Annotated in this window: 15 protein-coding genes, 1 pseudogene and 2 riboswitches; of the genes and pseudogenes, 5 read left to right on the plus strand and 11 right to left on the minus strand. The window is 74.8% G+C overall.

Translation table 11 applies throughout. The features are described from left to right. The 6 genes and pseudogenes from PUR56_RS05060 to PUR56_RS05085 all read right to left on the minus strand — a co-directional run. The coding region (locus PUR56_RS05060; protein WP_329948004.1) for an enoyl-CoA hydratase-related protein at positions 1 to 478 on the minus strand (478 nt) is incomplete at its 3' end. Beyond that, positions 475 to 1,362, minus strand: a complete 888-nt coding sequence (mmsB, locus tag PUR56_RS05065) for a 3-hydroxyisobutyrate dehydrogenase (protein WP_329948005.1) — start codon at positions 1,360 to 1,362, stop codon at positions 475 to 477. The genes PUR56_RS05060 and mmsB, both read right to left, overlap by 4 nt. Then, positions 1,359 to 2,507 (minus strand): enoyl-CoA hydratase/isomerase family protein, encoded by a 1,149-nt coding sequence (locus PUR56_RS05070; RefSeq protein WP_329948006.1) that lies wholly within the window; start codon positions 2,505 to 2,507, stop codon positions 1,359 to 1,361. The genes mmsB and PUR56_RS05070 overlap by 4 nt, the downstream gene beginning before the upstream one ends. Further along, positions 2,507 to 3,649 (minus strand): acyl-CoA dehydrogenase family protein, encoded by a 1,143-nt coding sequence (locus PUR56_RS05075; RefSeq protein ID WP_329948007.1) that lies wholly within the window; start codon positions 3,647 to 3,649, stop codon positions 2,507 to 2,509. The genes PUR56_RS05070 and PUR56_RS05075 overlap by 1 nt, the downstream gene beginning before the upstream one ends. Positions 3,650 to 3,657: 8 nt before the next feature. Further along, on the minus strand, positions 3,658 to 5,157 hold the full coding sequence (locus PUR56_RS05080) for a CoA-acylating methylmalonate-semialdehyde dehydrogenase (protein ID WP_329948008.1): 1,500 nt from the start codon (positions 5,155 to 5,157) through the stop codon (positions 3,658 to 3,660). Between the two features lie 209 nt (positions 5,158 to 5,366). After that, positions 5,367 to 5,537, minus strand: a riboswitch (cobalamin riboswitch). A gap of 246 nt (positions 5,538 to 5,783) precedes the next feature. Then, a pseudogene (locus tag PUR56_RS05085) lies at positions 5,784 to 5,897 on the minus strand (dihydropteroate synthase); the annotation flags it as partial. Positions 5,898 to 6,076: 179 nt separating this feature from the next. On the opposite strand from PUR56_RS05085, the gene metF reads away from it, so the two are divergent. After that, complete coding sequence (gene metF / locus PUR56_RS05090) at positions 6,077 to 6,994, plus strand: methylenetetrahydrofolate reductase [NAD(P)H] (RefSeq protein ID WP_329948009.1); 918 nt, start codon at positions 6,077 to 6,079, stop codon at positions 6,992 to 6,994. Positions 6,995 to 7,056: 62 nt separating this feature from the next. On the opposite strand, the gene metE is transcribed toward metF, so the two are convergent. The 4 genes from metE to PUR56_RS05110 all read right to left on the minus strand — a co-directional run bounded on the left by metE (position 7,057) and on the right by PUR56_RS05110 (position 14,063). Further along, the gene (metE, locus tag PUR56_RS05095; protein WP_329948010.1) at positions 7,057 to 9,372 is read right to left on the minus strand and encodes a 5-methyltetrahydropteroyltriglutamate--homocysteine S-methyltransferase; all 2,316 of its coding nucleotides are present in this window, start codon (positions 9,370 to 9,372) and stop codon (positions 7,057 to 7,059) included. A gap of 161 nt (positions 9,373 to 9,533) precedes the next feature. Beyond that, positions 9,534 to 9,753, minus strand: a riboswitch (cobalamin riboswitch). A 163-nt stretch (positions 9,754 to 9,916) separates the two neighbouring features. Next, positions 9,917 to 10,708 carry an adenosylcobinamide amidohydrolase gene (locus PUR56_RS05100; RefSeq protein WP_329879222.1) on the minus strand — a complete coding sequence of 264 codons (792 nt, stop codon included), beginning with the start codon at positions 10,706 to 10,708 and terminating at the stop codon, positions 9,917 to 9,919. Between the two features lie 225 nt (positions 10,709 to 10,933). Next, entirely contained in the window at positions 10,934 to 13,057 is a 2,124-nt protein-coding gene (locus PUR56_RS05105) for a glycerophosphodiester phosphodiesterase (RefSeq protein ID WP_329948011.1), read from the minus strand. A 232-nt stretch (positions 13,058 to 13,289) separates the two neighbouring features. Then, positions 13,290 to 14,063 (minus strand): SDR family NAD(P)-dependent oxidoreductase, encoded by a 774-nt coding sequence (locus PUR56_RS05110; protein ID WP_329879224.1) that lies wholly within the window; start codon positions 14,061 to 14,063, stop codon positions 13,290 to 13,292. On the opposite strand from PUR56_RS05110, the gene PUR56_RS05115 reads away from it, so the two are divergent. Next, positions 14,062 to 15,018 (plus strand): helix-turn-helix transcriptional regulator, encoded by a 957-nt coding sequence (locus PUR56_RS05115; protein ID WP_329948012.1) that lies wholly within the window; start codon positions 14,062 to 14,064, stop codon positions 15,016 to 15,018. The two genes, PUR56_RS05110 and PUR56_RS05115, sit on opposite strands and share 2 nt — an antisense overlap. Before the next feature lie 52 nt (positions 15,019 to 15,070). Here the strand turns inward: PUR56_RS05115 and fabV are convergent, their stop codons facing one another. Then, positions 15,071 to 16,276: an enoyl-[acyl-carrier-protein] reductase FabV gene (fabV, locus tag PUR56_RS05120; RefSeq protein ID WP_329948013.1), complete on the minus strand. Its 1,206-nt coding sequence runs from the start codon at positions 16,274 to 16,276 to the stop codon at positions 15,071 to 15,073. Positions 16,277 to 16,655: 379 nt separating this feature from the next. Here fabV and PUR56_RS05125 point away from each other — a divergent pair, with 379 nt between their 5' ends. The 3 genes from PUR56_RS05125 to PUR56_RS05135 all read left to right on the plus strand — a co-directional run bounded on the left by PUR56_RS05125 (position 16,656) and on the right by PUR56_RS05135 (position 19,799). Continuing rightward, positions 16,656 to 17,276, plus strand: coding sequence for a TetR/AcrR family transcriptional regulator (locus PUR56_RS05125; protein ID WP_329948014.1), 621 nt, complete (start codon positions 16,656 to 16,658; stop codon positions 17,274 to 17,276). A gap of 243 nt (positions 17,277 to 17,519) precedes the next feature. After that, on the plus strand, positions 17,520 to 19,268 hold the full coding sequence (locus PUR56_RS05130) for an SDR family oxidoreductase (RefSeq protein ID WP_329948015.1): 1,749 nt from the start codon (positions 17,520 to 17,522) through the stop codon (positions 19,266 to 19,268). Between the two features lie 177 nt (positions 19,269 to 19,445). Further along, the gene (locus PUR56_RS05135) at positions 19,446 to 19,799 is read left to right on the plus strand and encodes a VOC family protein (protein WP_329948016.1); all 354 of its coding nucleotides are present in this window, start codon (positions 19,446 to 19,448) and stop codon (positions 19,797 to 19,799) included. Positions 19,800 to 19,878: the final 79 nt, after the last annotated feature.

Consider the following 19,878-nt stretch of genomic DNA (forward strand, 5'->3'; position numbering starts at 1 on the left):
ACAGCTCCATCGCCTTCGCCTTGCCGACCGCCCGGGTGAGCCGCTGCGAACCGCCGATCCCGGGGATCACCCCCAGCTTGATCTCCGGCTGGCCGAACTTCGCGGTGTCCGCCGCGAGCAGGATGTCGCAGAGCATCGCCAACTCGCAGCCCCCGCCCAGCGCGTAGCCCGCGACCGCCGCGACGATCGGCTTGCGGATCCTGCCCAGGTCGTCCCAGGCCGCGAACCAGTCGCCGAGGTAGGCCTCGACGAAGTCGAGGGACTGCATCTCCTTGATGTCGGCGCCGGCCGCGAACGCCTTCTCGGAGCCGGTGATCACCAGGCAGCCGATCCCCGGGTCCCGGTCGAAGTCCCTCGCCGCGGCGACGACCTCGTTCATGAGCTGCGTGTTGAGCGCGTTGAGCGCCTTCGGCCGGTCGAGCGTGATCAGCCCGACCCGGCCCTTGCGCTCCACCAGAATCGTCTCGTACGCGGTCACTGCGCACTCCCCCCCAGGGTGGTGATGATCGCCGAGAAGTCCAGTCCGGCACCCTCGTCGGCGGCGAATTTCGCATACAACTCGGCTGCCTTCAGGCCGAGTTCGGTGGGCAGACCGGCGGCCCGGGCCGCGCCGGCGGCCAGCCCGAGGTCCTTGGCCATCAAGGCCGCCGCGAACCCCGCGCGGTAGTCGCGGTTCGCCGGACTGGCCGGCACCGGCCCGGGGACGGGGCAGTTGGCGGTCAGCGCCCAGCACTGCCCGGAGGCGGTGGAGGCGACGTCGAACAGTGCCTGGTGGCTCAGGCCGAGACTCTCGCCGAGGACGAAGGCCTCGCTGACGGCGATCATCGAGATGCCGAGGATCATGTTGTTGCAGATCTTCGCGGCCTGCCCGGCGCCCGACGGCCCGCAGTGCACGACCTTGCCGCCCATCGCGTCCAGCACCGGCCGGACCGCGCCGAAGTCCGCCTCCGCCGCTCCCACCATGAAGGTGAGGGTCCCGGCGGTCGCGCCCGGCACTCCTCCGGACACCGGCGCGTCGACCGCCCGGCCGCCGGCCCGCACGGCGAGGTCGTGCGCGGCCCGGGCGTCCGCGACGTCGATGGTGGAGCTGTCGACGAAGAGCGTGCCCGGACGGGCGGCGGGCAGCAACTCCTCGTAGGCGGCCAGGACGTGGCGACCGGCCGGCAGCATGGTGATCACCACGTCCGCACCGCCGGCGGCGTCGGCCGCGGACTCCGCCGGCCGGACGCCGGCCGCCTCCGCCTGCCGCAGGGCCTCCGGCACGAGGTCGTAGCCGACGACCCGGTGCCCGGCCCTGGCCAGGTTGGCGGCCATCGGGCCGCCCATGTTGCCGAGTCCGACGAATCCGATGTCGTGGGTCACCAGCGCTCCAGGGGTTTCGTGGTGGCGAGGCCGAGTTCCCGCTCGCCGAGCTGGGCGAAGTAGCGTGCCACGGCGGCGGGGGCGACGGCGTCCAGCGTGGCCGGGCTCCAGCGCGGCGTGCGGTCCTTGTCGATCACCTGGGCACGGATGCCCTCGGCGAGGTCGGGTGTGTCGAGGGCGGCGCAGGAGGTGCGGTACTCCTGGTCGAGGACGGCCTCCAGCGGGCCGAGGGACCGGGCGCGGCGCAGCGCGGCGAGCGTCGCCTTCACCGCGGTGGGCGAGTTGGCGGTGATCCGCTCGGCGGCCTTCCCGGCCTCGGGCTCCCCGCTGTCGCGGAGCCGGCCGAGGATCTCCTCGACGGTGCCCGCCGCGTAGCAGCTGTCGATCCACTCGCGCTGCCGCTCCAGCGGGGCGGGCGGTGCGGGTGCGACGTGCCGGACGAGCGCCTCGTGCACGGGCAGTTCGGCGAGGTCGTCGAGGAGCGCGGGCAGCCGCTCGGTGGGGACGAAGTGGTCGGCCAGGCCGCAGAGCAGGGCGTCGCCGGCGCCGGCCGAGCCCGCGGTGAGGGCGAGGTGGGTGCCCAGCTCGCCGGGGGCCAGCGAGAGCAGGTAGGTGCCGCCGACGTCCGGCACGAAGCCGATGCCGGCCTCCGGCATCGCGACCCGGGTCGTCCCGGTGACGATCCGGACGCTGCCGTGGGCGGACACGCCGACTCCGCCGCCCATCACGATGCCGCTCATGACGGCGACGTACGGCTTCGGGTAGCGGGCGATCCTGGCGTTGAGCCGGTACTCGTCGCGCCAGAACTCCTCGACGGCCGCCGGATCACCGCCGGTGGCGGCGCGGTGGATGGCGACGATGTCGCCCCCGGCGCAGAAGGCGCGGTCGCCGGCGCCGGTGACGACGACGGTCTCGACCCGGTCGTCGCGCTCCCACGTGTCCAGTGCGGCGTCGATCCGCCGCACCATGGCGTGGGTGAGGGCGTTCAGCGCGGCGGGCCGGTTGAGGACGATCAGGCCGGACCTGCCCTCCCGCTGGACGAGGACCTCGTCGACGGTGCGCCCGGACGCGGTGCTGCCGGCTGTGGTGCTGCCGGCCGCGGCGTGCCCGGCTGCGGTGTTGCCCGCTGCGGCGTTGCCGGCCATCAGGCGGCTCCCGTCAGTCCGCGGGCGACGATGACGCGCATGATCTCGTTGGTCCCTTCCAGGATCTGGTGCACCCGCAGGTCGCGGACGATCTTCTCGATGCCGTACTCGGCGAGGTAGCCGTAGCCGCCGTGCAGTTGGAGTGCGGCGTTGGCGACCTCGAAGCCGGTGTCGGTGGCGTACCGCTTGGCCATCGCGCAGAGCTCCGGCGCCCGGGGGTCCCCCCGGTCCAGCGCCGCGGCGGCCCGCCAGAGCAGCGACCTGGCCGCCTCCAGCTCCGTCGCCATGTCGGCCAGCCGGAACTGCAGGGCCGGGGCGTGCAGCAGCCGGGCGCCGAACGCCTCCCGGTCCGAGAGGTAGCGGGTGGCCCGCTCCAACGCGTCCTGCGCGCCGCCGAGCGAGCACGCCGCGATGCCGATCCGGCCCCCGTTCAGCCCGTTCATGGCGATCCGGAAGCCCTCGCCCTCGGCCCCGAGGAGCCGGTCGGCGGGCAGCCGGACGCCGTCCAGGAGCACCTGCCGGGTCGGCTGGGCGTTCCAGCCCATCTTCCGCTCGTTCGGACCGAACGAGACGCCGGGGTCGTCCCGTTCGACGAGGAACGCGGAGATCCCGCTGGCGCCCGGCCCGCCGGTGCGGGCCATCACGACGTAGACCTGCGAGGTTCCGGCGCCGGAGACGAACTGCTTGACGCCGTCGAGGACGTAGTGGTCGCCGTCGCGCCGGGCCCGGGTGGTCAGCGCGGCGGCGTCCGAGCCCGCGCCCGGCTCGGTGAGGCAGTAGCTGGCCAGGGCCTCCGTCGAGCAGAGTCCCGGCAGCAGTCGGGCACGCTGGCCCGGGCTGCCGTAGCGGTCGATCATCCACGCGACCATGTTGTGGATGGACAGGTACCCGGCGATCGACGGGCAGCCGGTCGCCAGCGCCTCGAAGACCAGCACGCCGTCCTGGCGGCCCAGCCCGGAGCCGCCCGACTCCTCCCGCACGTACACGCCGCCGAGGCCGAGGCCCGCGGCCTTGCGCAGCACGTCGACGGGGAAGTGCTTGGCCTGGTCCCACGCCACGGCGTGCGGGGCGAGGTGCTCGCGGGCGAAGTCGCCGGTGGCCTCGACGATCGCGAGCTGGTCGTCGGTCAGATGCGTGTGCACGGCGCGCCTCAGCCCATCGTCGGGATGGTGAAGCTCGCGCCCTCCTTGACCCCGGAGGGCCAGCGCGAGGTCACGGTCTTGGTGCGGGTGTAGAAGCGGATCGAGTCCGGGCCGTGCTGGTTGAGGTCACCGAAGCCGGACCGCTTCCAGCCGCCGAAGGTGTGGTACGCGACCGGCACCGGGATCGGCACGTTGACGCCGATCATGCCCGTGTTGACGCGGCGGGTGAAGTCGCGGGCGGTGTCGCCGTCCCGGGTGAAGATCGACACCCCGTTGCCGAACTCGTGCTCGCTCGGCAGGCGCAGCGCCTCGGCGTAGTCCGCCGCGCGGACCACGCACAGGACCGGGCCGAAGATCTCCTCGCGGTAGATCCGCATCGCGGGGGTGACGCGGTCGAAGAGCGTGGCGCCCAGGAAGTAGCCACCCTCGTACCCCGGCACGGTCAGGTCGCGGCCGTCGACGACCAGTTCGGCGCCCTCCCGGACACCGAGGTCGAGGAAGCCGCGGACCCGGTCCAGCGCGTCGCGGCCGACGAGCGGCCCGAAGTCGGCCTCGGGGTCGTCGGAGGCGCCGACCCTGAGTGCGGCGATCCGCTCGGTGAGCTTGGCGACGAGGGCGTCCGCGGTCTCCTCGCCCACCGGCACGGCGACCGAGACGGCCATGCAGCGCTCGCCGGCGGAGCCGTAGCCCGCGCCGATCAGGGCGTCCGCGGCCTGGTCGAGGTCGGCGTCCGGCATCACGATCATGTGGTTCTTGGCGCCGCCGAAGCACTGGGCGCGCTTCCCGTGGGCGGCGGCCGTCGCGTACACGTACTGGGCGATCGGGGTGGAACCCACGAACCCGAGCGCCTGGACCCGGGGGTCCTCCAGCAGCGTGTCCACGGCCTCCTTGCCCCCGTTGACGACGTTCAGGACGCCCGGCGGCAGGCCCGCCTCCAGGAACAGCTCGGCCAGCCGCAGCGGCACCGACGGGTCCCGCTCGGAGGGCTTGAGGATGAAGGCGTTGCCGCAGGCCAGGGCGGGCGCCGCCTTCCACAGCGGGATCATCGCCGGGAAGTTGAACGGGGTGATGCCGGCGACCACGCCGAGCGGCTGGCGCATCGAGTACACGTCGATGCCGGTGCCGGCGCTGTCGGTGAACTCGCCCTTCAGCAGGTGCGGGATGCCCGCCGCGAACTCCACCACCTCCAGCCCGCGCTGGAGGTCGCCGTGGGCGTCGGCGACGGTCTTGCCGTGCTCGGCCGAGAGCAGGCGGGCCAGCGGCTCGCGTTCGGCCTCGACGAGCTGGAGGAAGCGCAGCAGCACGCGGGCGCGGCGCTGGGGGTTCCAGGCGGCCCACTCGGACTGGGCGCGCTCGGCGTCGGCGATCGCCGCCTCGGTCTCGGCGCGGCCCGCGAGCGGGACCCGGGCCTGGACCGTGCCGGTGTTCGGGTCGTAGACGTCGCCGAAGTCCCCGGAGGTCCCGGGGACGTGCTTGCCGCCGATGAAGTGGGTGAGTTCACGGACCATCACAGACCTGCTCTCGTCAGGGTGTCGGGAAGATCCGAGGGAAGGGCGCACGACGGACGCCCGCGCCGCGCTCGGGTGAGCGCGCGCGTCGGGCCGTCGCCGGGCGCGGCGAGCCGTCAGGGAGACGGGTGTGCCGCAGCCGCCGCAGGATCACCAGGGTCGGGAAGGGCGCGGACCGGTGCCATGCGTGTTTGCTCCATCCTCGTGGACAACACGGAACACCCGCAGTCGGTATCCTGACTTCCGGATCAGCGCGCGTCGCCCGGCCTTCCCGGCTGGCTGCCAGTGGCTGGTACTGCGGCGACGCACTCCCCGGTCACAGTGGCGGGACCGTGCCGGATTCACACCGGCTTCCCTGCACTGCGGGCCTTGTCCACGACCATATAGTTGGACGTCCTAGTAAGTCCAGGGCATCCCTCGCCGCCGCCGTCCGTTCCGCGACCTCCTCCGGCGCGGCGACGTGGTTGTGGTCCACGTGGAAGAAGTCCCGCGCCTCGTCGTGCGGTTGGGCCGGTCGCAGCACCGGACCGGCGCCGGAGTCGCCGAGCTCCGCAACCCTCGTGACGGCCTCGCGGTAGCTGCCGTGCAGGGCGGTCCTTCCGCCCGGCGGGACGTGCCCGGCCCGGGTCCGACCAGCGCCCCCCGTCCGAGAACGAGTCCGGTGTCACGTTCACGATTCCCATCACCGCACACCGGTCCCATTCGGGTATTCCCGGAAGCCCGCACGAACGTCTCTCCATGCGCCTATGGTGCCCTTCTGCGAGGCCGCGCCGGACTTTTTCCCGACGGGCCGGGAATCCGCGGGGAACCGTCGGCGGAAAACACCGGAACAGGCCCGCCGGACGTATGCGTGAGAAATCTCGTATCACAGGATGGACGGACGCGTGTGCGATCCCACCGCGCTGGATAGCCTCCTCCCATGACACTCGGAATCCCTTCCAGACGAACCGATCACGCGGCATCCGTCCGCGAACTCCTGGCCACCGGTCGGCGTTCCTTTTCCTTCGAGTTCATGCCGCCGCGCAGCGCCGCGGCGGAGGCCGGCCTGTGGAACGCGATCCGCAGGCTGGAGGCTCTGGCACCCACCTTCGTGTCGGTGACGTACGGCGCCGGCGGGTCCACCCGGGAGCGCACGGTGAACGTCACCGGGCGCATCGCGCAGGAGACCACCCTGACGCCGACGGCCCACCTGACGGCCGTCGGCCACAGCGTCGCGGAGCTGCGGAACATCCTCGGGCACTACGCCGACCAGGGGGTCCGCAACATCCTGGCCCTGCGGGGCGATCCGCCCGGCGACCCGCTCGGCCCCTGGGTCCGCCACCCCGCAGGCGTGGCGTACGCCGCCGACCTGGTGCGGCTGATCAAGGAGTCCGGCGACTTCTGCGTGGGTGTCGCGGCCTTCCCGGAAATGCACCCCCGCTCCCCGGACTGGGATTCCGAGATCCGTTTCTTCATCGAGAAATGCCGAGCCGGCGCCGACTACGCGATCACCCAGATGTTCTTCGACGTGGAGAAGTACCTGAGATTCCGGGACCGCCTCCTGAAGGCCGGATGTTCCGTTCCGATCATTCCGGAGATCATGCCGGTGACCACGATCCGGTCACTCGAACGCATTCCCACCCTCAGCACTGCGGCCATTCCGGCGCACCTCGCCGAGCGGATGCTCGGCGAGCGGCACGATCCCGCCGCGGTGCGCGCCGTCGGAATCGAGTACGCCACCGAAATGTGCCGCCGCCTCCTGGCCGAGGGCGCCCCCGGCCTGCATTTCATGACCATGAACTTCTCCACGGTCACGACGGAGATCTACCAGAACCTCGGCCTGCCCGAATCCGGCTGAGGGACACCGCCGGGGCGGGCGCGGCCGGAGTGCCGCGCCCGCCCCGGGCCTCCCCGCCCGGCTCAGCCGGCCAGGTCGTCCCGCAGGCGGCGGGCGGCGGTGACCAGGCTCTCCAGCGAGGCCCGGGTCTCGGTCCAACCGCGGGTCTTCAGTCCGCAGTCGGGGTTGACCCAGAGCCGCTCGGCCGGAATCGCCGCGAGCCCGGCACGCAGCAGTTCCACCGCCTCGTCGGCGCTCGGCACACGCGGGGAGTGGATGTCCCACACGCCCGGTCCGACCTCGCGCGGGTAGCCGGCCGCGGCCAGCTCACCGGCGACCTCCATGTGCGAACGGGCCGCCTCCAGCGAGATCACGTCGGCGTCCAGCTCGTCGATGGCCGTCATGATCGCGCCGAACTCGGCGTAGCACATGTGGGTGTGGATCTGGGTGTCGACCCGCACGCCCGAGGTCGCGAGGCGGAAGGCGACCGTGGCCCAGTCCAGGTAGGCCGGGCGGTCGGCGGAGCGCAGCGGGAGCGTCTCGCGCAGCGCCGGTTCGTCGACCTGCACGACGACCGCGCCGGCGGCCTCCAGGTCGGTGACCTCGTCGCGCAGGGCGAGGGCGACCTGGAAGGCCGTGTCGGCGAGCGGCTGGTCGTCCCGGACGAAGGACCAGGCGAGCATGGTGACCGGCCCGGTGAGCATGCCCTTCACCGGACGGTCCGTCAGGTCCTGCGCGTAGCGGAACCAGTCGACGGTCATCGGGTGCGGGCGCGAGATGTCACCGGCCAGCACCGGCGGGCGGACGTACCGGGTGCCGTAGGACTGCACCCAGCCGTGCCGGGTGGCGAGGTAGCCGGTGAGCTGCTCGGCGAAGTACTGGACCATGTCGTTGCGCTCGGGCTCGCCGTGCACCAGGACGTCCAGGCCGGCCTTCTCCTGGAAGGCGATCACCTCCCGCACCTCGGTCCGGATGCGCTCCCGGTACGCGGCCGGGTCGATCCGCCCGGCGGTGAGGTCGGCCCGGGCCACCCGCAGTTCGGAGGTCTGCGGGAACGAACCGATCGTGGTGGTCGGCAGCAGCGGCAGGCCGAGGCGGGTGCGCTGGGCCTCGGCGCGCTCCGGGTAGGCCTGGGCCCGGCGGGCGTCCGCCTCGGTGACGGCCGCGGTGCGGGCCCGCACGGCGGGGTCACGGGTGATCGGGGAGTTGGCGCGGGACGCCAGGTCGGCGCGGTTGGCGGCGAGTTCGGCGGTGATCGCGCCGGTGCCCTCGCGCAGGCCGCGGGCGAGCAGGGCGACCTCGTTGGCCTTCTGCCGCGCGAAGGCGAGCCACCGGGCGATCTGCGGGTCGAGGTCGCGCTCGGCGGCGGCGTCCAGCGGGACGTGCAGCAGCGAGCACGACGGGGCCACGTCGACGGTGCCGGCCAGCCCGAGCAGGGTGGCCAGGGTGGAGAGCGACTTCTCCAGGTCGTTGATCCAGATGTTGCGGCCGTCCACCACACCGGCGACCAGCCGCTTGCCCGGCAGACCGCCCGCGGCGGCCAGGTCGCCCAGGTTGGCGGCGGCCGGGCCGGTGAAGTCCAGGGCGAGGCCGTCGATCGGGGCCCTGGCCAGCACGGGCAGCGCGGCGCCCAGGCGGTCGAAGTAGCTCGCGACCAGCAGCTTGGGCCGGTCGGCGAGGGCACCGAGGTCGCGGTAGGCGCGCGCGGTGGCGTTCAGTTCCGCGGGGGTGCGGTCCTGGACGAGCGCCGGCTCGTCCAACTGGACCCAGGCGGCGCCGGCCTCGTGCAGGTCGGCGAGGAGGGCGGCGTAGACGGGCAGCAGCCGGTCGAGCAGGGTGAGCGGCTGGAAGTCCTCGGGGACGCCCGGGGCGGGCTTGGCGAGGAGCAGGTACGTGACCGGGCCGACCAGCACCGGACGGGCGCTGTGGCCGAGGTCCAGGGCCTCGCGCAACTCCGCGACCGCCTTGGCGGAGTTCGCGGTGAAGACGGTGTCGGGGCCGAGTTCGGGCACCAGGTAGTGGTAGTTGGTGTCGAACCACTTGGTCATCTCCAGCGGCGCGACGTCCTGGGTGCCGCGCGCCATGGCGAAGTAGCCGTCCAGCGGGTCGGCCTCGACCGCCGCCCGGTGACGCGGCGGGATCGCGCCGACGGCGACCGTGGTGTCCAGTACGTGGTCGTAGAGCGAGAAGTCGCCGGTGGGCACCTCCTGGACGCCCGCCCCGGCGAGCCTGCTCCAGTTCTCCAGACGCAGGTCGGCGGCGGTGGCCAGCAGGGCGTCGGCGCTCACGGCGCCCTTCCAGTACCCCTCGATCGCCTTCTTGAGCTCACGGCCACCGCCCTGGCGGGGGTATCCGTACACGGTGGCCAGGGTTGCCGCGGCTGCGGACTTCGCTGTCAAGGGACTCTCCTTCGCGAGCCTGTCTGTGGCCCCGGTGACGGGACGGAGGCGCGAAGGGGTGACGAACCGGGCGGGACCGCGTGCGCACGAGAAGCGCCGGATCCGCCTGGTATGTACGCCGACCCGCCCACGAGGTCACCGGGATGTCCGCGCGCGAACGGGTCGCGTGCGGGCAACGGGCAGGTCTTCGGACTCGTGGACACGCCCGCCCGAAAGGGCGGACACCTACTGGCCGTCGCTTCCCAGACCCGACCGGGCCCAGTGCGTATGACGGCGGTCGTTCCCACTCACCGCTGCGGGGCAGTCCCGGATTCCCACCGGGTTCCCTCTTACGACGCGCCTGCCTGGTGGGCAGGGCGAACCAGCTGCCCGCCCAGCTTAGGGCGAATCCGGTACCGGGAGAACACAAGGACACCAGGAGGTCCACATCCTGAGACGCCGCCAGGGCCCCGGACGGGCGGCGGAGGGCCGGACGGGACAGGACAGGACCGGCCGGTGCGGGTGCCGGCCCGCCGTCCCGGAACCCCGCGCCCCGGCCGTGCCGCTACTCGTCGGAGAGCACGAAGGTCCGACCGCACCCGGGCGTGGACCGCAGGTGACCGGGCACGGGTCCCCGGACGCGGCCGGCCCGGTCGCGCTCGGCGCCCAGCACGACGGCCGCGTGGACGGCGCGGGCGGCGCGGGATCCCCAGCGGGACCGGGGGCCGCCGAACGGCTCCGCCTCCCGGCCGGGACCGGTCCGCCGCACCGCCACGCAGACCGCGTCCGACGGCGTCCCCGAGCAGTCGTACCCGGCTTCGAGCAGCGCCTGGACCTTGGCCTCCGTCACGGTGGCCACGAGGTTGACGGCGGCCGCGTCCGAGAGGGCCACCGGAACGGCGACCACGATGTTGATCGTGCCGGGAACGAGCGCGTCGCCGGGGGCAGCGCCGTCGGCGGGCGCCGACGCCCAGGTCGGCACACCGACTCCGGTCGTCACCACCGCGGTGACGCCGTGGTCGCGGGCCCAGGTGAAGGCGTCCACCCGGGCGGCGGTCATCAGCCCGACGCCCGGACCCCGCAGCCCCAGGTCCTCCGCCAGCTCGGCCAGGTGCCGGTCCGGGTCCGTCCTGCCGTACCCGGCCCGGACCTGGGCGTTGACCAGCCACTCCCGCTCGCCCAGGCCGCCGCCCAGCACGGCGCTGCTGAGCATCCGCCAGCCGGGTCCGGCCCGCCACACCAGGAGATGGCGGCACTCACCGTCCTCCGGGCGGCCGGACCGCTCGATCACCACGGGGTCGCCGAAGACCCCGTCGTCCACTCCGGGAGGGCCCGCCTGCTGCTGCGGGATTGCCATGAACGATCCACCTTCGGGCACGTGGGTGAGCGGCCGACCGGCCAGGCGATCAATCCTAGGCACAGGGCGACGCCCCGCGGATCGACGGAGCCCCCGGCGGACGCCGGACCCCGTGCCGGGCGAGCGGGCACGGGGTCCGGCGGTCGGTGCGCCGGTGCCGGTCGTGCGCCGGTGCCGGTCGTGCGACCGACGCGGTCGGTTCGGCCGGGGTGCGCCGGGGTGCGGTCAGCCGTTGGCGGGGGGCGTACCGCCGAGGGCGAGGGCGTCGGCGGCGATCAGCCGGGCCCGGTCGGCGGGGACGGTCCGGCCGGACTGGTTCTCGGCCCACCGGGCGAGCGGCCCGTACTGGCCCTGGCCGAGCATCACGGTCAGGGTGGCGACGGCGTTGCGGTCCGCCCCCGAGGTGAGGACCAGCGAGGCCAGACCGGTCGGCGTGGCCGCGACGGTGAACTCGGCCGTCGTCTCGGCCCGCCCGCCGGGGCCGGTCGCCTCCGCCCGCAGGGTGTGCCGACCGAGCGCGAGCGCCGCGGTGTCGAGCGCGGTGCCCGGTGTGAGCTCGGCACCGTCCAGGGTCAGCCGAACGGAGTCGGCGCCGCGCGCCTGCACCGCGGTGACCGGCTGCTGGGCACGGTCCAGGGTGGCCCCGGCCGCCGGGGAGGTGATCGCCACGGTGGGTGCGGCGGGCGGCGCGACGGCGCCGGCCTGCTGCCAGGCGGAGTTCCAGCCGGCGAGCTCCGCCGGACGGTTGGTGATGATGCCGTCGACGCCGGCGGCCTCCAGCGCCTTCCACCGGGCGGCCGCGTCGACCGTCCAGACGTTGACCGCGACGCCGGCCGCGTGCAGGTCCTTCACCACGCCGAGCCGGGCGGAGACGGCGCCGTCCGAGGGGTTGTAGGCGGCCAGGCCGAGCTCCCTGGAGATCGCCACCGGGTCGGCGTCGAGGGTGCTGCGCAGCAGGCCGAGCGGCAGCTCCGGTGCCAGCTCGCGGGTGTGCCGCAGGGCGTCCACCTCGAAGCTCTGGACGAAGACGCGGCCCGCCATCCCGTGGTCGCGCACCTCCTTGACGATCCGGGCGACCTCGTCGCGGCTGTGCCGGCCCTTGATCTCCAGCAGCAGGTTGCCGCCACGGGTGCGCAGATCCTCCAACTGCGCCGCGAGCGTGGGCACCCGGGCACCCGCGTAGGCCGGGCCGAACCGGGACCCGGCGTCCAGCGCGTCCAGTTGGGCGGAGGTCAGGTCGCGGATCCGGCCCTGGCCGTCGGTGGTGCGGTCCACCGTGTCGTCGTGCAGGATGTACGGCACGCCGTCCTTGCTGGGCTGGACGTCGTTCTCGATCCACTCGGCGCCACCGCGCCGGGCGACCTCGTCCGAGACCAGGGTGTTCTCCGGTGCCGCGGCGGAGGCGCCGCGGTGGGCGAAGACGGTGAGCGGGGAGCCCGCCGGCCGGAGCAGGCCGCCCGGGGCGAGCGCGGTCACCCTGAGGTCGTCGAACGACACCTTCGCGCCGTTGACGACGAGCGCCTGGCCGCCGTCGGCGCTGCGGGCGACCTGGGTGGTGCGGGCGGCCTCCCGGCCGTCGAAGATCCAGCGGGCGGTGGTGCCGTGCACCTCGACGGCGATCCGCACGTCGCGGCCGGTGCCGGCGGCGACCGGGGCGGCGGCGGTGTCGGTGACGAGCCAGCTGTTGGCGGTGGTCCGCCGGGCGAACTCCAGGCCGTTGGCGGCGGTGGTGCCGGTCCGCACGGTGGCGATCGACCACGGCGTGGCACCGCTCGCCGGGACGTCCAGGCCGAGCGCCGCCCAGCGGGCGTTGTCCACGACGGACTCGAAGCGGGCGGTCGCCTCGATGCGGAAGTCGTCGAGGTGGCGGCCGAAGGTGATCCGGCTCTGCTGGCCGGAGTTGGCGGAGGTACCGACCAGCCGGCCGTTCGCCACCTTCCAGTCGCCCTCCACGGCGGTCCAGCCGGCGGGGAGGGAGGTGCCGGAGAAGCTCTCGGTCACCACGACGTCACCGGGGGCGGAGGCCGCGGCGGCAGCGGCGAGGCCGGGGGACCCGGCGGGGTCGTCGGGGGACCCGGGGCCGGACGCGGCGGAGCCGGAGGTGGCGGCGGGAGGCTCGGCGGAGGCGGCGTTCGGGGCGCTCAGTGCGACGGTGCCCAGGCCCAGCGCGGACGCGACGAGGGCGGCGAGCACGGCGGTGTGCCGGCCCGCGCTCGACCGGAGGTCGCGCCGGTCGTCGGCCGAGGTGCCGGGGCGGTTGCCCGGGCGGCCGCCGGGGCGGTTGCCGGGACGGACGGCGGGTGACGTGGCGGACGGGCTGCCGGAGCTGACGTGGTGACTCTGTGTCATGCCCGGCACGCTAGGGGACGCTCCCCGAACCGGAAGCCACTTCCCCGGGAACCGTTCGTGACCATTGCGAAACTCCACGCCGCACGGCCGTACCTCACCGAACCCGCCGACCGGACCGGCGCGTTGTCCTCGCCGAGTCCTCGGTCCCGCCCCGGCGGTAGCGGGTCCGCGGCGTGCTCCCGGACGGCGGGGGCGAGCGCGGCGACGCGCCGTCGGGCACCGTCCGCACGCCTCAGACGAAGGACCGGGTCGCCGTGATGCCGCCGTCGACGGGGAGCGTCACCCCGGTCACGTACGAGGACCGGTCGCTGAGCAGCCAGGCCGCGGCCTGGGCGACCTCGGTGGCGCTCGCCGGGCGGCCGAGCGGGGTGAAGCGGGCGACGGCCTCGCCGAAGGCCGGCCCGGCGGTGAACAGCGGCTCGGCGGACGGCGTCCGGACCACCCCGGGCGCGATCGCGTTGGTCCGGACGCCGTGCCGGGCGTAGTCGGTGGTGGCCGCCTTCACCAGACCGGCGAGCCCGTGCTTGGCCGCCTGCTGGGTGCCGTCCCCGAACCCGCCCACCAGGCCGCCGACCCCGCTGCACAGCACGATCGAGCCGCCCCGCCCGCCCGCGAGCATCGCCCGGAGCTGGGCCCGCAGGCAGAGCCACGTGCCGCGGAGGTTGACGGCGTGGACGGCGTCCCAGTCCTCCTCGGTCCGCTCGGCGAGCGGGGCGGGCATCGGGCCCGAGCCCGCGTTGTCGAAGGCGGCGTCGAGCCGGCCGAAGGAGTCCAGCGCGACCTGTACCGTCCGCTCGGCCCCTTCGGCCGTGGAGATGTCCGCGGCGACGGCCACCGCGTCGGCGCCGCGCGCCCGCAGCCGGGCCGCCAGCGCCTCGACCTCGGGGCCGGTGCGGGCGGCCAGGACGAGCAACGCGCCCTCCGCCGCGAACAGTTCGGCGGCTGCCGCGCCGATGCCCCGGCCCGCGCCGGTGATGATCGTGACCTTCCGGTCGAGAAGTCCCATGCCGGGAGCATCCCTCGACGGGACGGGCGGCGGCAGCGGCCGGATCGTCCTGGGCCCGGGAGCCCGGGTCTACCGGGTCCTGGATACGGCTGCCGGGCTGTGGCAGCGTGGGGCCATGCCCGACACTCCGTTCAGCGCGTTCCTGCGGGCCCGCCGCCAGGGCCTGGATCCCTCCGACGCCGGGCTGCCGGTCGGACCGCGCCGCCGCACGCCGGGCCTGCGCCGGGAGGAGGTCGCCGTCCGGGCGGGCATCTCGACGGACTACTACGCCAGGCTGGAGCAGGGCCGCCAGCGGCTGCCGACCGGCCCGGTGCTGGACGGCATCGCCGCGGCCCTGCTGCTCACCGAACCCGAACGGGACCACCTGCACCGGCTGGCCCACCGACGGTCCGCGCCGGCGACCGCCGCCGTGAACGGCCCGGCGACCGTCGACGCGACCGCCCGGAGCCTGCTCGCCTCCCTCGACCGCTCGCCCGCCTTCGTCACCGGGCCCCGGTTCGACCTGCTCGCCTGGAATCCCTGCGCCGCCGCGCTGATGGCCGATCCGGCCTCCCGGCCCGCCCTCGAACGCAACCTGCTCTGGCAGGTGTTCTGCTGCCCGCACGGCGCCGCCCAGCGGGCCAACCACGCCCCCACCGGCTCCATCGGCGCGGACCTGGTCGCCGGGCTGCGCGCCCAGCACGCGGACCGCCCGGACGACCGCGAGCTGACGGCCCTGGTCACCCGGCTCTCCGCCCGCAGTCCGCAGTTCGCCGCCCTGTGGGCCCGCCACCGGGCCGCCCCGCCCCGCCAGGGCCGCCTCGCGCTGCGCCACCCCGCACTGGACACCGGCGTGCTCGACTACACCGCCCTCGCCCTCCCCGCGAGCGGCCACCACCTCTTCGTCTACCTCCCGCCCGCCGGCCGCCGCACCCCGGACCCCTTCCGCCGTCTGAACCCGGCGGCCTCCCGCTAGCGCCCGTGCCCGGGCGCCGAGCGAGCGGCGGCCGGACGTCAGACGCCGGGCGTCAGACGCCGGACGACGGGGAGGCGGGCCACGGGACGGCGGTCTCGGCCTCGGCCTCGTAGTCGACGCCGGGAACGTCCCAGCCGTAGAGCCGGCCGACCTGCTCACGGAACCAGCCGGTGTCCGCACGGGTGTCCATGGTCTCGGCGTCGATCCGGTCCCACATGGCGCGGACGGCGGTCTGGACCCGGGGGTTCATCTCCCAGTCGTCCAGCCGGATGCGGTCCTGGTCGTCCAGGTCGGGTTCGGCGTCGCCGGAGAGGCGGTTCCACAGCTCCGCGGCCTGGTCGACGGTGGTCTGCCAGCCGTCACCGGTGACGCGGTGGAGGATGCTGGTGTAGAGCGCGATGCTCGGGATCGCGGTGGAGGCCTGGGTGACGGCCGCGCCGGCGACGACGGTGTAGGCGTGACCCGCGCCGTCGAGACGGGTGTTGAGGGTTCGGGCGGTGTCCTCCAGGTGCTGCTTGGCGGCGCCGATGGTCCCGGCCCGGTAGACGGGGGCCGTGATGTCCGACCCGACGTACGAGAGCGCGACGGTCCGGAAGCCGTCGGCCAGCAGGCCCCTGGACTGCAGGGCGTCGACCCACAGCTGCCAGTCGGCGCCGCCCATGACCTGCACGGTCGCGTCGCGCTCGGCCTCGTCGGCGATCTGGAGGTGCAGCTCGCCGATCCGCGGGGTGCCGTCCTCGAACACGAGCGTCTTGGCCCGGTAGTCGCTGCCGAGCGGCTTGATGACGGAGTGGTGGACCTCGCCGGTCACCGGGTCGGTGCGACGCGGGGCCGCGACGCTGTAGATGAGCAGGTCGACCTTGCCGAAGCGGGCGGCGATCCGGTCGGCGGCCTCCTCCTTGACCCCGTCGGAGAACGCGTCGCCGTTGAGGAAGGTGAAGTCGGCGCCGGCCTCGGCCGCGAGTTCGGCCGTCCGGGCGGTGCGGTACCAGCCCGCGCCGGCGGTACGGCGCTCGGTCGCGGGGGCCTCGAAGGCGATGCCGAGTCCGCGCATCCGGTGGGCGCGCAGGCCGACCAGGGTCGCGGCCAGCCCGTACCCGGCGCTGGAGCCGATGACGAGGGCGACCGGCCCGGGACGGTCGTCGGCAGGCTCCGGAATCTGCTGCCACAGGTGGTCGACCACCGTCCTGCAGCCGGTCGGGTGGCTGTTGACGTAGAGGTACCCGCGGTTGCCGGGCTTGATCGTGCGGAGGGTCACTCGTGGGGTCCTTCGGGTGCGGGACGCGGTCGCCGCGGCAGGAACACCTGCGCGCACGGCGGACGTCGGCGACGGTTTCCGGCTGGCCGGTGGCCGGCGTCGTCGGGACGACGACGCCGAACGTGCCCTCCGGGGCGGTGACCGGGCGGGGCCGTCCGTTCCCCCGGGGCTCGCTCCGGTCGGGCCCTGCTCACATCCTGGGCGAGCCCGGCCCGGCCCGTGATGGTGATCTTCACCAGAAGTGCCCGCGGATTCTTGTCGGTGTGCCATCCGTTCGCCCCGCCGCCCTCCCCCGTCCTCGACCGGGCCGGGGCCGCCGCAACCGGCACCGCCGGATGGCCCCGTCGACAAAATATGCAGACCGGTCTATTGTTTCCGCATGGGAGTCAAAGGCGAGGAGACCCGCGCCCGGCTGATCGCCGGCACGCGCGGCCTGATCGAGGCACAGGGCTACTTCGGCACCGGCCTCAACCAGATCGTGACGGAGAGCGGCGCACCGCGCGGATCGCTCTACTTCCACTTCCCGGAGGGCAAGGACCAGCTGGTGACCGCCGCCCTGATCCAGGCCGGCCAGGAGGTCGAGGAGCTGCTCGCCTCGCTCGCCCGCGAGGGCTCCGACGCGGCGACCGTCGTCGCCGGGCTGGCGCGGGCCTTCGCCGACCGTCTCGCCCGGTCCGAGTACACCAAGGGCTGCCCGATCGCCACCGTCGGACTGGAGATCGCCGGCAGCAACGAGGCGCTCCGCGAGGTCTGCGTCGAGGTGTACGCGAGCTGGCAGCGCGTCCTGACCGAGCGTCTGACCGCCGAGGGGTTCGGCCCCGCCGAGGCGGACGTCGCCGCAGGCCAGGCGCTCGCCCTGCTGGAGGGCGCGGTCCTGCTGGCCCGCGTCCGCCGCTCCCCCGAACCGCTGACCGCCGCGACGCACGCCGTCCGCCACCTGCTCGACGTGAAGGCCGCGCAGGCCACCCGCGAAAGCCCGGCCTCGCAGCGGACCGGCTGAGTACGCGTGGGCGCCGGCCTCGGCGCCCGCCCGTCCCCGGCGGCAGATCCCCACCGCGCACCCGGACACACCCCCGGGCGCGGTTCGCCCTCCACCACCACAGACCGGCCCCTGACCGCGAGCCCCGTCCAGGGCTCCCGCCTTCCGGCACCTTCGCACTCGCGCCGCATCCGCGCCAAAAAATATGCAGACCGGTCTACAGAATCAGGTCGACCGGACCGGACCACCGAAGAGGAGAGCACCATGACCACCACGCCCCGCCCGCAGCCCCGGCAGCCGGACGCCTCCCCGGCCGACCGGCCACCGCCGCACACCCTGGTCCTGGGCGCCACCGGCTTCCTCGGCCGCTGGCTGCTCCTCGAACTCCTGGGCCGGGGAGAGCCGGTGGCCGCCGGCGTCCGCACCGGCCCCGGCTCACCGCGTGACCGCGAACTCCGTGCCTGGCTGCGCGCGCACGGCGCCGACGACGGCGCCCTCACCACCGTCACCGCCGACCTCACCCGCCCCGGACTCGGGCTGTCGCCCGCCGACGACGCCCGGCTCGCCGCCGTCCGTGACGTCCACAACCTCGCCGCCCTCTACCGCTTCGGCCTCGACCGTGCCGAGGCGCACGCCGCCAACGTGGAGGGCGCACTCACCGCACTCCACTGGGCGGCGGGCCGGCCGCGGCTCCGGCGACTGGTCCACCTCTCCGGGTACCGGGTCGGCCGCGACAGCGCGCCCCGCCACCCCCTCCCGCCCGCCGAGACCGACACCCTCTACGCCCGGCTCGGGGCGTACGAGGCGTCCAAGCACCTCGGCGACGCCGCCGTCCGCGTCACGGCCGCCGAGCTCGGCGTTCCGCTCACCACGGTGAACCCCAGCAGCGTGATCGGACACTCGGAGACCGGCGAGGCCGGGCAGTACCTGGGCCTGGCGGACCTGGTCCGCCAGCTCTGGTCCGGCCGCCTCCCCCTGCTGCCCGGGACGGCCCGGACCCTCCTCCCGGTGGTCGCGATCGACCACCTGGCCCGATTCCTCGCCGTCGTCCCGGAGTTCGACGACGGACCGGCCCACTCCCACACCGTCCTCGACCCCGCCACCCCACCGCTGCCCGAACTGATCGCCCTGATCGCCCGGCACCTGGACGTCCCGGCGCCCCGGGGGCTCGTCCCGGTCGGCCTGGTACGGCGACTGCCCCGCGCCCTCACCGGCGCCGACCCGGAGACCCTGTCCTTCCTCGTCGAGGACGGCTACGACACCGCCTCCGCCGACCGGCTCGCCCGGGCTGCCGGACTCCACCACCCCCCGGTGGACGACCTGTTGCGCCGCTGGGCCGACCGCCTGGTCGCCGACGGCTTCGGGGCCGCACCCACCGGCCACGGCCCCGGCGGCCCGGCGGGCGGGTTCGCGGACGTCGCCGGCGGACGCACCTACCTCGACGGCGACCGCCGGACACCGCGCTACGTCCTGCTCCCCGGGCCGGGCGCGGACACCGCCGCCTGGACGGACGCCACCGGCCGGCTCGACGCCCCCGCACTCACCGCCGACCTCCCCGGGCTCGGCCGCTCCGCCCCCACGGCCGCCCCCGACGCCGACTGGCTCGCGGCCCTGCTCGACCCGGTCCGCTCACGCCCCGTGCTGGTGACCCACGCCGCCGTCGCCGCACCGGCGTTGCGCTACGCCGCCGCCCACCCCGACCGCGTCGGCGGCCTGCTCGTGGTGACCGCCGACGCCACCGGCCCCGACCGCCCCGGCGGCACCGACCGGTCCGGCGGCGCCACTCCTGCCGCCGCACCCGTGTTCCACCGTCCCGGCGCCGCCCGCCGCGCGGCCCGACGCCTCCGCGAGGCCCGACGGCGCTCCCGCCGGGCGGAGTTGAGCGGGCTGATCGACGCCTGCCCCGTCCCCGTCCGGCTCGTCGCACCCGGGGCGCCGACGCCCCGGACGGCGGCCCCGCACACCGGCGGTGACCCTTCGGACCTCACCAGGGCGGCCTCGGCCTGGTCGTAGCGCCGCCCGGCCCCGCCGGCCCGCACCCGCCGCCGCCCCGCTCCCGCCCGGTCGCCCGGTCGGCCGGGCGGTCGGCCGGACCGCCCGCCCGACCGTGCACACCTGCCTACGCGTACGGGGTGCGCGCCACACGTGTGGTGCCGGTCCGGCCGGTCGCCGTCCTGGCAGGATGGCGGCATGGAACACGTACGGGGAATTGGCGGATACTTCCTGCGGGCCGCGGACCCGGCGGCCCTCAACGCCTGGTACCGCGACCACCTGGGCCTGGACGCCGACGCGCACGGCCTGTGGCATCAGGAAACCGGGCCGACGGTGTTCGCGACGTTCGAGTCCGGGACCGACTACTTCGGGTCCCGCGGCCAGCAGACCATGCTCAACTTCCGCGTCCCCGACCTGGACGCGATGCTCGCGCAGTTGCGCGCCGGAGGGGCGGACGTGGCCGAGGAGACCCGGGACATGGAGGGTGTCGGTCGATTCGGCTGGGTCACCGATCCCGAGGGCAACCGGGTCGAACTGTGGCAGCCCGCCTGAGGACCCGCGTCCGGGCCCCGGGCCGTCGCGCCGTCCCGCCGTCGTCCCTTCGCCACGGCCAGGACCGCGCCGCGCGAGG

The organism is Streptomyces sp. BE303 (assembly GCF_036290945.1).
Taxonomy (GTDB): domain Bacteria; phylum Actinomycetota; class Actinomycetes; order Streptomycetales; family Streptomycetaceae; genus Kitasatospora.